Annotated in this window: 10 protein-coding genes; 4 read left to right on the forward strand and 6 right to left on the reverse strand. The window is 48.8% G+C overall.

Annotated features, from left to right (window positions below; genetic code table 11):
- Positions 1 to 50: 50 nt before the first annotated feature.
- Complete coding sequence (gene truA / locus BFP76_RS02380) at positions 51 to 818, forward strand: tRNA pseudouridine(38-40) synthase TruA (protein ID WP_099591585.1); 768 nt, start codon at positions 51 to 53, stop codon at positions 816 to 818.
- Here truA and BFP76_RS02385 read toward each other — a convergent pair.
- A complete protein-coding gene (locus BFP76_RS02385; protein ID WP_099591586.1) occupies positions 815 to 2,578 on the reverse strand; it encodes a SulP family inorganic anion transporter in 1,764 nt (587 codons plus the stop codon). The two genes, truA and BFP76_RS02385, sit on opposite strands and share 4 nt — an antisense overlap.
- Before the next feature lie 110 nt (positions 2,579 to 2,688).
- Positions 2,689 to 6,303, reverse strand: a complete 3,615-nt coding sequence (locus tag BFP76_RS02390) for a hydantoinase B/oxoprolinase family protein (protein ID WP_099591587.1) — start codon at positions 6,301 to 6,303, stop codon at positions 2,689 to 2,691.
- A gap of 117 nt (positions 6,304 to 6,420) precedes the next feature.
- Between BFP76_RS02390 and BFP76_RS02395 the strand changes: the two genes are divergently transcribed.
- From BFP76_RS02395 to BFP76_RS02405, 3 genes are read left to right on the forward strand one after another with little or no spacing between them, the layout of a single operon-like run.
- Positions 6,421 to 7,380 carry a TRAP transporter substrate-binding protein gene (locus BFP76_RS02395; RefSeq protein ID WP_099591588.1) on the forward strand — a complete coding sequence of 320 codons (960 nt, stop codon included), beginning with the start codon at positions 6,421 to 6,423 and terminating at the stop codon, positions 7,378 to 7,380.
- 41 nt (positions 7,381 to 7,421) lie between these two features.
- Complete coding sequence (locus BFP76_RS02400) at positions 7,422 to 7,946, forward strand: TRAP transporter small permease (RefSeq protein WP_099591589.1); 525 nt, start codon at positions 7,422 to 7,424, stop codon at positions 7,944 to 7,946.
- Between the two features lies 1 nt (position 7,947).
- The gene (locus BFP76_RS02405; protein ID WP_099591590.1) at positions 7,948 to 9,249 is read left to right on the forward strand and encodes a TRAP transporter large permease; all 1,302 of its coding nucleotides are present in this window, start codon (positions 7,948 to 7,950) and stop codon (positions 9,247 to 9,249) included.
- Here the strand turns inward: BFP76_RS02405 and BFP76_RS02410 are convergent, their stop codons facing one another.
- From BFP76_RS02410 to BFP76_RS02425, 4 genes are all read right to left on the reverse strand, one after another.
- Positions 9,250 to 9,771: a winged helix DNA-binding protein gene (locus tag BFP76_RS02410; RefSeq protein WP_099591591.1), complete on the reverse strand. Its 522-nt coding sequence runs from the start codon at positions 9,769 to 9,771 to the stop codon at positions 9,250 to 9,252.
- 73 nt (positions 9,772 to 9,844) lie between these two features.
- Positions 9,845 to 10,258: an acyl-CoA thioesterase gene (locus BFP76_RS02415; protein ID WP_099591592.1), complete on the reverse strand. Its 414-nt coding sequence runs from the start codon at positions 10,256 to 10,258 to the stop codon at positions 9,845 to 9,847.
- Positions 10,248 to 11,759, reverse strand: a complete 1,512-nt coding sequence (locus BFP76_RS02420; RefSeq protein ID WP_099591593.1) for an indolepyruvate oxidoreductase subunit beta family protein — start codon at positions 11,757 to 11,759, stop codon at positions 10,248 to 10,250. The genes BFP76_RS02415 and BFP76_RS02420 overlap by 11 nt, the downstream gene beginning before the upstream one ends.
- Positions 11,756 to 13,903, reverse strand: a complete 2,148-nt coding sequence (locus tag BFP76_RS02425) for a thiamine pyrophosphate-dependent enzyme (protein WP_099591594.1) — start codon at positions 13,901 to 13,903, stop codon at positions 11,756 to 11,758. The genes BFP76_RS02420 and BFP76_RS02425 overlap by 4 nt, the downstream gene beginning before the upstream one ends.
- Positions 13,904 to 14,011 lie beyond the last annotated feature (108 nt).

Raw genomic sequence — 14,011 nt, forward strand, 5'->3', positions numbered from 1 at the left:
TTTTTCATAGGGGTATTGGCATTCGCGCAATTGCATTGTATCGCGGGGGCATGCCCAGATATGCCTTGAAAATTGAATACCACGGTGCACCGTTTGTTGGCTGGCAACGCCAGAAACAACATTTAGGTGTGCAACAAGTTATTGAGGAAGCCTTGCAAAAATTGGAACCCGATTGCGGCCCAATTTATGGCGCGGGGCGCACCGATGCGGGTGTTCATGCATCTGGTCAGGTGGCACATGTTGACCTGACAAAAAAGTGGGATGCGTTTCGTTTGTCAGAGGCATTGAATTACCACCTAAAACCAAATCCAATTGCGATTACAAATTGTGCAGCGGTTGACGACGAATTTCACGCACGGTTTAGCGCGATTGAACGGCGCTATCTGTTTCGCATCGTTGCACGTCGCGCACCCACGGTGTTTGATGCTGGATTGGTATGGCAAGTGAATAACCCACTTGATGCGGATGCGATGCAAAAGGGTGCAAATCATTTGATCGGGCAACATGATTTTACAACGTTTCGATCGGTGATGTGCCAAGCGCAAAGCCCCGTTAAAACGTTAGATCAATTGGATATCCAAGAAATCCAGCTTGATGGTGCAATTGAATATCGCTTTCATGTTCGTGCGCGCAGCTTTTTGCATAATCAAGTGCGCAGCTTTGTCGGAACATTGGAACGCGTGGGCGCTGGATCGTGGCACCCTGACGATGTGAAATCCGCTCTTAATGCCGCGGATCGCGCGGCCTGTGGCCCTGTTAGCCCACCACAGGGATTGTATCTGGCAGAAGTAGGATACCCCACGCCACCCTTTGGTTAACGATCTGTTTCCAATTCCGTATCGCGCAGACGATCGCATTCGCGAAACACATCGCGAATACAAGCCTTGCAAACCCGCAAATTAAAATCACGCATAGCGTCAGCTACGGCCTCGCCCTTGGAATGGAACAGATTTTTTGCACCCAATTCATCAATCACATGCAAGCGTTCCAAACTGTCAATCAAGGTTTGCACATTGGCAACGATGCGAAATGATCCACCCACAGATTTGATTTCACGAATGATGCTGATCAACAAATCTGCACCGGCCAAATCCACCTTGGCACCCCCCTTGAGGTACAGCACCATATTGATCTGGCGCGGATTGCGACGGCGAATACGTTTCAAACGTTTTTCAACATGTTCCACAGAACCAAAATAAAGCGGGCCATCAATGCTTAGGCTGACCAATTGTGGGCATTGTTCCAAATCATTTTTCACGGCATCGCGAAATTTGCGATCACCATTTGCCGCAACCATCGGTGCCGTGATTGTTAAATCGGGACGCGCTGATTCATAGACAAATACTGCCAATGACGCGATCACACCAACGTAGATCGCAAAATCCAGTTCAATCAACAATCCCGCACCAAGTGTGAGTAACAAGATCACTGTTTCCGCGCTTTTGGTTTCGATAATGTGTTTGATTTCATGCACGTCAATCAATTTCCACGCCACAAACAGGATCAAACCCGCCATCGCTGGGGTTGGAATAAACGCAACCAATTGGGCGGTGAACAATAAGATAAGTAACAAAAACACGCTGGCAAACACGCCCGACAACGGCGTCATCGCGCCAGCAGTTGCATTAACCCCACTTCGGGTGAATGAACCCGATCCCGCGTAACATTGAAAAAATCCGCCAATAAAATTGGACATGCCCTGACCAATCATTTCTTGGTTGGCATCAAAATTTTCTTTGCGCCGCACCGCAAATGCGCGACCAATTGAAATCGCTTCAAGCAAGCCAACCAATGCAATCGCGGCCGCACCTGGTGCCAAAACACCAATTTCTCCAATGACGCTGGTGGGTGGGTTCAGGCTTGGTACAATCGCAGGCAGCGCCCCAATCATATGAACGCCATGCGCCGCTGCATCCAGTGCATAGGCTGCAAATGATCCCGCCAATAATGCAATCAAAAAACCCGGTAGTTTAGGCGCGATTTTTTGGGACAAGATCGCAATCGTCAAAGTTCCCAACGAAATCAGCACCGCATAAGAATTGATCGTCCCAATATTTTCAAACAACCGATAAATGCGTTCTACAACATTGCCACCGCGCTCGACATGTACACCAAATGCCCCTGCAAGTTGGCTTACCCCGATTAACAGTGCGGCGGCGGCGGTGAACGCTGTCATCACCGAATGGGACACAAACGAAACCAACCCACCAAGCCGTCCAATACCCCCCGCAATTTGAAACAACCCAACAAGGATGGTCATCATCAATGCCAGTTCGATGTACCGCGCGGAACCTGGCGCTGCGATATCGCTGATCGTTGCGAACAGAACCGCAGAAATTGCCGTGGTTGGCCCTGAAATCATCACCATGGATGATCCAAACATGGCTGCAACCACTGCAGTTATCATGGCCGTGTACAACCCATATTCCGCTGGCAATCCAGCAATGGTGGCAAATGCAACACCTTGGGGCAAAACAATCGCGGCATTGGTAAAGCCAGCAAATGCATCTGCGCGCAGGGTTGCACCAGTCACTTGGCCAAGCCATTGACGTGCGGGAAACGGATCGGGGTATCGCATGGAACATACCAATCATATAGCAATAGGGGTTTTTTACGCCCTTACGCCCATGCGATAAAAATTACCACCCCAAGGTTGGATCAAAAGTAATATTCAATCTAAAACAATGGCTAAGGCAATTTTCCAAAGCCACCGCCACCGGGTGTTTTCATCTCAAACATGTCGCCAGAATTCAATTGCGCGATATCGTTGCCTTGTAATTCTTCGACTTCACCCGATGATCGAATCACACGGTTTTCGCCAATCCCACCGTTTTGCCCGCCATGTGCACCAAACGGTTGTTCAATGCGATGTGAACACAACGTGGTGACAGTTACATCGTCCAAGAAACGCAATCGCCGCGTTAGACCATTACCGCCATGCCAACGCCCATCACCACCAGAATTTTTGCGAATGGAAAATTCTTCGACGCGAACGGGGAACCGTGTTTCCAGTACCTCTGGATCGGTCATCAAGGTGTTGGTCATATGCGAATGCACCGCATCTGCACCATCAAACCCATTGCCAGCACCAGTGCCCCCCGCGATGGTTTCATAATTTTGAAATGCCTCATTTCCCCAGACAAAGTTGTTCATCGTTCCTTGGCTTCCCGCCAACACGCCAAGTGCACCATACATGCAATCGGCAATGGCTTGACTGACCTCTGTATTCCCTGAAATCACGGCGGCGGGGGAAACGGGGTTAATCATAGAACCCGATGGCGCAATAATGTCGATGGGCTTCAAGCAACCCTCGTTCATTGGGATATCTTTGCCGACCAATGTGCGAAAAACATATAAAACCACCGCATGACAAATAGACAAGGGCGCGTTGTAATTCCCGCTGTGTTGATCTGAAGTGCCGGTAAAATCGACGATTGCACGACCATTTTTTTGGTCAACTTTGATGGACACTTTTATATGCGCACCGTGATCCAGAGGATAGTCAAATGATCCGTCTTTCAATTCACCAATGACGCGACGCACGGATGCTTCGGCGTTATTTTGCACGTGTTTCATGTAGGCCAACACCGTATCTACACCAAAGTTATCAATCATACGATAGACTTCGTTGATACCCGTGGTATTCGCCGCGATCTGCGCCTCTAGATCCGCAATGTTTTGATCGATGTTACGGCAAGGATAGCGCCCAGATGCCAGAACAGCGCGTGTTTCATCAATCAACATCCGCCCATTTTCAACCAGCTTAAAATTGTCGATCACGACACCTTCTTCTTCGATATGGGTGCTGTCAGGTGGCGCAGATCCTGGGGTTCGCCCACCAATATCGGCGTGATGCCCACGTGATCCAACGTAAAACAGAATGTCATCGCCACCGCGATTGAACACGGGCGTGATCACGGTGACATCAGGCAAATGCGTGCCACCATTAAATGGCGCATTTAACATATAGCTATCGCCCGGTTTCATTTTGCCTGTGTTCAGACGAATAACTGTACGGACACTTTCCCCCATTGATCCCAAATGCACGGGGACGTGGGGCGCATTTGCCACCAGATCACCCGTTGCATCGAACAACGCACAGGAAAAATCTAACCGCTCGCGAATATTCACGGAATATGCTGTGTGCGCCAGTGTCGTTCCCATTTGTTCGGCGATGGACATAAACAGGTTATTAAATACCTCTAACATCACAGGATCAGCCGTGGTGCCAATGGCATGTTCACTTACGCGATCTTTGACGCGGGTGATAATTAAATTTCCCAGATCATCTTTTACGGCCTGCCAACCAGATACGATGAAATTTGTACCCGTTGGTTCGGTAATCACCGCAGGTCCAGATACCCGATCATCCTTTTGCAGAGCATTGCGATCAAACAGCGGTGCATCTTGTAATTTCTCATCACAAAACACGGGCACAAATTCAGGGTCTTGTGTGGATTTTGGTGTATCTTCGACCATTGCTTTGTCAGTCATTTCACCAATGGCTTCGACGGTGAGCATGTCAATTTTGATCAATCGATCCGGTGAAATAAAACCAAACCGTGCGTTATGTGCATCCTCGAACGTCGATTGAATTTCATCACGTGAACCAAACGGAACTTGCAAGGTTTGATGTGATCCATCGTATCGCACATGACAGGTGTCTTGGGTGATAATCTGTTCCTCGGGCACACCTTGTTTCTGAATTTCGGCAACTGCATGATCTTTCAATGCAGCAATGCGTTTTACGGCGGTTGGCAATTCATCCAAGGATAAATCGGCCTGTTCTTCGTGCAATGCACGCACATCGGCAAGCCCCATGCCCAGCGCGGATAAAACCCCAGCAAACGGATGGATAAACACACGGCGAATACCCAATGCGTCGGCAACCAAACAGGCATGCTGCCCCCCTGCACCACCAAATGACACAAGGGTATAGTCGGTCACATCATGGCCGCGTTCTACGCTGATTTTTTTCACCGCATGCGCCATATTTTCAATGGCGATTTTCAAGAAACCTTCGGCGGTTTCTTCGGGGGATTTTGGAGCCGATCCAGTATCGGCTGCAATTTCATTTGCCAATTGTTCAAATTTTTGACGAACGATTTTCGTATCCATCGCCTGATCACCATTTGGACCAAAAACTTTGGGGAAATACGCGGGGTTCAAACGCCCCAGCAACACGTTACAATCCGTCACCGTCAGCGGGCCACCACGGCGATAACACGCAGGACCAGGGTTCGCACCCGCGGATTCTGGCCCCACCTGATACCGCCCATCACGCCATGCCAAAATGGAACCACCACCGGCCGCAACTGTATGAATATCCATCATCGGTGCGCGCATACGCACGCCCGCAACCTCTGTTTCAAATGATCGTTCCAAATCACCCGCATAATGGCAGACATCGGTGGATGTGCCGCCCATGTCAAATCCGATAATTTTTTCAAACCCCGCATCGGCGGCCGTGGAAACCATGCCAATCACACCACCCGCAGGTCCTGATAAAATGGAATCTTTGCCTTGGAACAGGTTTGCTTGCGTTAATCCACCATCAGATTTCATAAAAAACAGACGATCACAGCCACCGTTTTCCACATCCAACGCATCGGAAACTTGTTCGACATAACGCCGCAAAATTGGTGATAGATAGGCATCAACAACGGTTGTGTCACCGCGCCCAACAATCTTGATCAATTTCGATGTTTCATGGCTTGCTGATATTTGCGTAAACCCGATTTCGCGCGCCAATTTGGCAACGGCCAATTCATGATCTGGGTTGAGGTAACTGTGCATGAGAGCAATCGCAACACTGCGCAATCCTGCGTCATACTGGGCTTGTAAATCTGCACGAGCGCGATCCAAATTTAAGGGTGTTAAAACCTTGCCACTGGCATCCACTCGTTCTTCGACCTCGCAAACAGATTTGTACAACAGCTCGGGTAATTGAATATGAAGATCAAACAAACGCGGGCGATTTTGATAGCCAATTCGCAACATGTCGCGAAACCCTGCGGTGATAAACAAACACAAATCTTCACCGTCGCGTTCCAGCAATGCGTTGGTCGCAACTGTTGTACCCATCTTAACCGCACTAATCATTCCCTTTGGCATATCGTCTGCGGGCAGAAGCCTCAGCATATCGCGAATGCCCTGCACGGCAGCATCTTTATAAAGCTCGGGATTTTCAGACAGCAATTTGTGCGAAACCAGTTTCCCATCAGGCTTTCGCGCAACAATATCTGTGAAGGTACCACCACGATCGACCCAAAACTGCCATTTTGAATTTGCTGTACCAGACATGTCATTTCCCCGAATCTAGAAAATTGTTGATTTATTTTCATTACGCTGACAAAATGACAACGTAATGTCAACGTAGAGATTCGCAAAAAGACGAAATCTTTCAAAAGGGAGCCTGATATGAACAAGTTTACAATCGTTGCAGCCAGCGCTGTTTTCGCCATGCCAGCATTCGCAGAAGACTGGGATATGCCAACGCCATATGGCGATTCAACATTTCACACGCAAAACATTTCGCAATTTGCAAAAGACGTAAGTGCCGCCACAAATGGTGATCTGAACATCACCATCCATTCCGCCGGATCATTGTTTCCACATGGCGAAATCAAAAACGCGGTGCGTTCACGCCAAGTACCACTGGGTGAATTTTTCCTCTCGACCCTGTCAAATGAAGATGCGGCATATGGCGTTGATAGCCAACCATTTGTGGCAACATCATATGAAGATGCGGCAAAACTATGGTCTGCGCAAAAACCAGTGATTACAGAGCTTTTGGCAGAACAAGGTTTGATGCCTTTGTTTTCCGTGCCATGGCCAGCACAAGGGCTTTACACAAAGAATGAAATCACGGCAGTTGAACAGCTAAACGGCCTGCGGTTTCGCGCATATAACGCTGCCCTCGAAGAATTCGCAGCCCTTGCAGGCGCCGCCCCAGTTCAAGTGGAAGCACCCGACATTCCACAAGCATTTAGCACAGGCCAAGTGGATGCGATGATCACATCACCATCGACGGGCGCCAATTCCAAGGCGTGGGATTTTGTCAGCAACTATAACGCCATCGACGCATGGGTTCCAAAAAACATTGTTGTTGTAAACAAACGTATGTTTGATGGGTTGTCTGCCGAAACTCAACAAGCGGTGCTGGATGCAGCACAAGCCGCCGAAACACGCGGTTGGGAAATGTCCGCCGAAGAAGCAACTGCAAAAACGGCAGTTATGGCCGACAATGGCATGACAATTTCTACACCAACAGATGCATTGAAATCCGGCCTTCAGGCGATTGGTGCCACCATGTTGGAAACATGGAATGCTAAGGCATCAGATGCCGCAAAATCCATCATTGCGACATATAACCAATAAACACTGCCGCCCCTTCGGGGGCGGTTATCAAAGGGGATGATATGCGTAAATTTTTGGATGGTTTATACCATATTTCAGGTGCGATTGCTGGTGTATTGATATTGGCAATTTGCGTATTGATCAGTTGTCAAATTTTATTAAATGGCTTGGGTCGGATGTTTGGTCAAATCTTGCCAACAACAATACCGTCATATGCAGATTTTTCGGGCTATATGTTGGCAGCGTCATCATTCCTTGCCTTGGCGCATACGTTGCGCAGTGGCGGACATATTCGTGTGAACCTCATCATGCAAACGATGTCCAAAAATTTGCAAGTTTTGTTTGAAACTATCAGCCTGATCATTTCAATATCATTGGTGGGCTATGCCACATGGTTTATGGCCAAACTGGTCCAAGAAAGCATTCATTACGGCGATAAATCATCTGGTATTATCCCTATCCCACTTGGCATTCCACAAAGCGTGGTTTTGATTGGTCTGATCATTTTATTGATCGCGCTGATCGATACATTTGTTGAGCTTTTGCGCAAACGCGAGCCGATTTTAACATCTGCGGACGAGGTGTAAGATGTCTGATCCAATTATCGCACTGACACTTCTTGGGTTATTGATTGGCCTTTTGGCAATGGGTGTTTGGGTGGCGGTGTCGCTTGCCATTGTCGGGCTGGTTGCCATCACATGTTTCTCCAATGCACCCTCTGGTTTGGTTTTGGCCACCACATTTTGGGGGCATAGCCATTCTTGGTCGCTGACCGCATTGCCATTATTCATCCTGATGGGTGAAATATTGCTCCGATCGCGGCTAAGCCAAGATATGTTTAGCGGGCTTGCCCCATGGCTTGGTGGGTTGCCGGGGCGATTGTTGCACGTCAACATTTTGGGTTGCGCAATTTTCGCCGCCGTATCGGGATCATCAGCTGCCACCGCCGCCACGATTGGGCGCATGTCCGTTCCGGAACTCAAAGAACGCGGATATCCAGAAGGCTTGATTTTGGGCACACTCGCAGGTTCCGCCACATTGGGGTTGCTGATCCCGCCATCGATTATCTTAATCGTTTACGGCGTGGCCACAGAACAATCCATTGCACGATTATTCGTGGCTGGCATCTTGCCTGGTATTTTGTTGATCAGCCTCTTCGCAGGCTACGTCGCCATTCGTGCGTTTTTAAATCCTGATCTGATCCCAAAAGATAACATCAAATTTAGCCTACGTGAAAAATTGCGCGCATCGCGCAACCTGATCCCCGTGGCGTTGTTGATCATCGGTGTGATCGGGTCAATTTATGCAGGGCTCGCTTCCCCCACAGATGCCGCAGCACTTGGCGTCGTTCTCTCAATCCTATTGGCATATCTAACCGGTTCGTTTTCCAAATCACTCATTTGGGATGCGGTTATGTCCGCCACGCGCACATCATGTATGATTGCGTTCATCCTTGTTGGTGCCGCGTTTTTATCAAGCGCGATGGGGTTCACCGGATTGCCGCGCAACCTTGCCGCGTGGATTGGCGACATGAATTTATCGCTTTATGCATTGCTCGCTGCTTTGACTGTGTTCTTCATCATATTAGGATGTTTTTTGGACGGGATCTCCGTTGTGGTTTTAACCACCTCTATCATCATGCCAATGGTTGCACAGGTTGGAATCGATCCGCTGTGGTTCGGAATCTATCTCGTGGTTGTGGTGGAAATGAGCCAAATCACACCACCCGTTGGATTTAACCTTTTCGTTATCCAAGGACTAACGGGGATCAACATTTTGCGCATCGCAAAGGCAGCATTCCCATTTTTCCTATTGTTGCTGTTGGGTGTGGCTTTGATCACCGCATTCCCATCCATTGTCACATTCTTACCAAATGCAATGTCTGGCTAACTAAAACGAAGCAGCGGCGCGGCTAGCTTGTTCATATTGTCCCGATAATGTGCGCAAATCAGCCGCAATTTTACGCATTTCATCCCCTGACATATTTAAGCTGCTTAAACCATCCAACAAACAACGTTCGCGGATTTCTCGGTATTTTTCGCACAAGCCCTGACCCGCATCAGACACGTTGTAAAAAACCTCTTTGCCGATTTTTTCGGATACCAAAAGTTCCATTTTTAACAACTTGCGCAATGCGTAATTAACGGTATGGGTATCCTCGATATTCAACAGGAAACAAATGTCATTCAAACGTTTGCCGCGCCCACGGTGATTGGTATTATGCAGCACCAAAATCTCGAGCGGCGTTAAATCCACACGCCCCGCCGCCGACATGCAACGCACCATCCAACGGCTAAACGCGTTATAGGCGATGATCATACCATATTCCAATTCAGATGTTTCCCATCCCTCGCCCTGTGCCAAATGGCGTGATGATACGATTGGGCGTTTGGGTTCGGTATTCTTGGACATGGTGCACCTCTTTGAATGAATAATGATCACATTATACATTCAAAACGTTTGCGATTTAATGCCAAAAATTCACCTATCGCTGAAAAAGTGTGCGAATTTCTTCGGGAACCTGTACCGACTTTATCCCATCACCATCATCAGCGCGTTTCACCAAAACGCGTTTTTCATACCCTTCAACCGCCAATTTATCACCCCGCAACAACCGGTGATGCACATCAAAACTTGATTTTCCAAATCCTGTTATGGTGGTTTCAATGGTAACTTCATCCCCGAATTTTGAGGGGGTGTAAAATTTGCCTTGTGTATCAACCATCGGAAAACCAACAACACCGTAACGCGCGATCAATTCTGGTTTTAGCAATCCTACACTGGCAAAATGATTGGCGGTGGACGCATCAAACCACGCAAAATATCGCGGATAAAACACGATGCCCGCAGGATCACAATCACCCCATTCGATTAAAACATTTCGTCGGCTAATGTGCATGAGCAGGCTTTCGGGCAAGGGTTGGCGGTTGAATTTCAATTTCGCCTGTTTGCATAAATTGATCAAACGATTTGTGGTTTTCATCGGCAAGAGCCGCCGCGATCGCCCCGCGAAGCGATGGCGTTTTTGATGATAAATCAGCATCCATCGCGGGCTTAACAATATCCGCCATGATCATATCAAACGCGCGCTTGCCGCGTTGTTGCGTGTCTGAATACCCTTTCAAAACGCGGGGCAATTGCGCCAAGGCGCCCGCAAAATCGGGGGCATCACGCAATGCTTGCGCCATCTTCGCAAGCCAATTTTCAATCGCTTCTTGTTCAACGTGATATCGCAATGATTTTCGACGGATATGTTTGAACGCCGCCATCGTGCGCAACAACCAATAACCCACAATCCCATTTGATCGGATATAAATCCCGCGACCAATAAACGGAAACCATCCACCGCGTGTTGCCCGTTTCATGATACGTTCACCAATCCATCGCGGCATCACATCTGCAATCTCTTCTGCGCGGGGTTTTAGGTATTCAGTAATACGAAAAACTTGCCCATCTTTAATTTCCGCTTCTTTGCGAATGGTTTCAAAACGCGATGCGCGGGTTTTTAAATCAGCAACGCGCGCCGTATCCTCATACGCCATCCACAGCGCCAATCGGCGGCATGCCTCGGTTAATGCATCCTGTGCGGTGTGATCGGATCGCGCAGCGTCGATCAACTGTTTACACCGTGTCAGGTATAACGCGCCGTATTCTGCATCCTGAAAATCGATTGTGCGTTCATAGCCAAGCGTGATCACCTCTCGCAAAGCTGGGGCGCAATCCTCAAAACCAGACAGGGATGTTATGGACGGTTGTTCTGTTTCGTCGTCAAACTCGTTTACAAGTGCATCCAATTGCAATGCTGCAAGCGTCGCATCAAACCCTGCAAGACTTGGCGATATTTTGCCCCCCGTTTCCAAAATCGCGCGGGATTTATCCGCAGGCCACGGCAAAACACCACTACCAGCCAATGCACCAAACATGGTCGCACTGATGAATGTTTTATGGTCATTCGCAAGCTGTTCCAAATCCAACGAATGGCACGTCTTGGCCAGAACTTGCGCCGCTTCTTTCACCGCGGATGCATCAAATCGGCCATCCCCCAAATTGATTTTTTCCGCCGTTGAAAACACGCGGCTCGATGATGTTATCAACGTCGTACGATTGGGTGAAACAAACCCTGCATCCATCATACGCGCCGTTTCGATCAGCTCGCTCGACAGCACAACATCCACACGCGCAGGCATCGGCACCAGTCCCAGCACTGTGTTTTTATCGGGCGAAATTTCGATGTAATAACTGGTTGAACCTGTGCGTTGAGCAACCCCTGGAACCGACGTTGCCTGAACATGAAAATCGTTTTGACGCGCCGCGCTTACGATCCAGTTCATCAACGTGCCACCACCCTGTCCACCAAGGGCTGCGATCAATATTCTCAATGTTTTATCCGAATTATTCATGCCGATTGCACCCCCGTCAAAACTCCGCGTATCTTTGCCAGAACGCGATCAAAAAGGTTTGGATTGCTGATCACCTCTGCACGCCAAAACGATGGACACAGGGTTGCGGCATGGGCCACTTCGCCACATAATCCACAACCAACACAGCCGTTGGTGACATGTGCCACGGGATCTGTTTTCAACGGATCGGATGATGTTTTCACCGTAAGCGTTGGACAGCCTGACAAACGGATACACGAATGATCACCGGTACAGGTTTCTTCATCAATGCCAAAACGTGTGCGCGATACACGCTCACCCTTGGCTAAGGCTTTGGCGCGAATGGGTTTAATGCGGCGTTGGCGCTCCAACTGGCATTCGCCTTCGGCGACGATCACTTTTAACCCGTTGAACGGCGTTTGAAATGCTTCGCGTAACGTATCGCGCATTTTTGCTACGCTATAGGTATGCACCGTGCGTTGCCATTTTACCCCAACCCCGCGCAATGCATCCTCGATCGTGGTTTCGCCATGGGTTGCGCTTTGTTCTGCGGCGGCCAATTTCATTGGTGCATCAGGTGATGAAATCACCTCTTGTGTGCCCGTGGCAGAGGTATAGCCATTTTTCATAATCACCAGAACGCCATCGCCATCGTTTAACAATCGCGACGTGACACCAGACAGCAACCCATTATGCCAAAACCCACCATCGCCCATCACCGCAAGAGATCGTTTTTGTTGAAAGCTACTGACGCTGGCATTGGACGCAAGGCTCATACCATAACCAAGGATCGAGTTGCCAAAATTAAACGGTGCAAATGTTGCAAATGCATGACAACCTATGTCGGCTGAATAATGTACCTTGCCAATTTCGCGTTCGGTTAATTTTAGTGCTGCGAAAAACGGGCGTTCTGGGCAGCCTGTGCAAAACCCAGGTGGGCGTGGCGGCACAGGTTCGCCTAACAGTTTTTTTGCATCCTTGCGAAGCTGTGCGACCTCATCCTCGTATTGTTGATCGATCAGTTGATTACCAACAGCCGGTAAATATTGGCGCAGAAATTTGGCAACACCGTCCATCAGTACCTCTGATGTGTATTCACCCGCCATCGGCAATACATCCTTGCCCGACAATTTTGTATTCACATCATGGCGGCGCAGGATCGATCCGATTTCATATTCGATATATTCTGGTTGGCCCTCTTCGATCACAACTACTGCGTCTTTGCCCATGGCAAATTCCACGATTTCATCGGGCACCAGCGGATAAACTACGTTCAACACCATGATCGGGATGTCACAATTGCCCTGATCATCGGATAATCTCATTTCACACAGTGCGCGGATCAATGCGTTATACAATCCGCCCTGCACGATCAGCCCGACATTTTCATGCCGACCCGACAGCACATCATTCAATTTATGTTTGCGGATATATTCACGCGCTGCGGGCATACGTTCGTCATATTTTCGTTTTTCATGGGCAAAAGTTACAGGAGGATGGGCTAATTGCGCATAATTATGTGGTGCGGGTTCTGCGAGCAGTTTTTCTGTCGAAATTTCGGGGGCGATATTATCCTTGGCGACAAAGCTGCCTTGGACATGGCAGGCACGAATGCGCATTTCCATCATCACAGGGGTGTTCGATGCCTCTGACAATTCAAACGCGTGCTCAACACAATTAACCATGCTTTCCAAATTAGGGCGCGGATCCATCAACCATAGGCCAGATTTCATCGCATATGAATGTGATCGCTCCTGAATAACGCTGGCACCTTCGCCGTAATCTTCGCCGATGATAATTAGCGCACCACCAATCACACCTGGGGATGCCAAATTGGACAATGCATCGGCGGCGACATTGGTGCCCACGATAGATTTCCATGTAACCGCCCCGCGTGCAGGATACATAATTGATGCACCCAGCATCGCCGCCGCCGATGCCTCGTTCGTGCAAGGTTCCACATGCACACCAAGCGCGGCCATTTCCGATTTTGCCTGAACCATCACGTCGATCAAATGAGATACGGGCGCACCTTGGTATCCGCCAACGTATGAAACGCCAGATTGCAACAACGCCTTGGTCACGGCAAGGATACCTTCGCCGTAAAATGTTTCCCCGTCGCCCAGTGTCAGGCTTTCAATTTCCTTGGCGAATGATCTTTCCACGTGCGAACCTTTTGCAGATTAATTCTTGCGCCGATGGTCGCGTGAAAGTAAATTAAAGTCAAAGTTAATTGCTGAATAAGGTACATTCACCATTTCAATAAATGTAAA

This window comes from Paramylibacter kogurei, assembly GCF_002742285.1.
Taxonomy (GTDB): Bacteria; Pseudomonadota; Alphaproteobacteria; order Rhodobacterales; family Rhodobacteraceae; genus Amylibacter; species Amylibacter kogurei.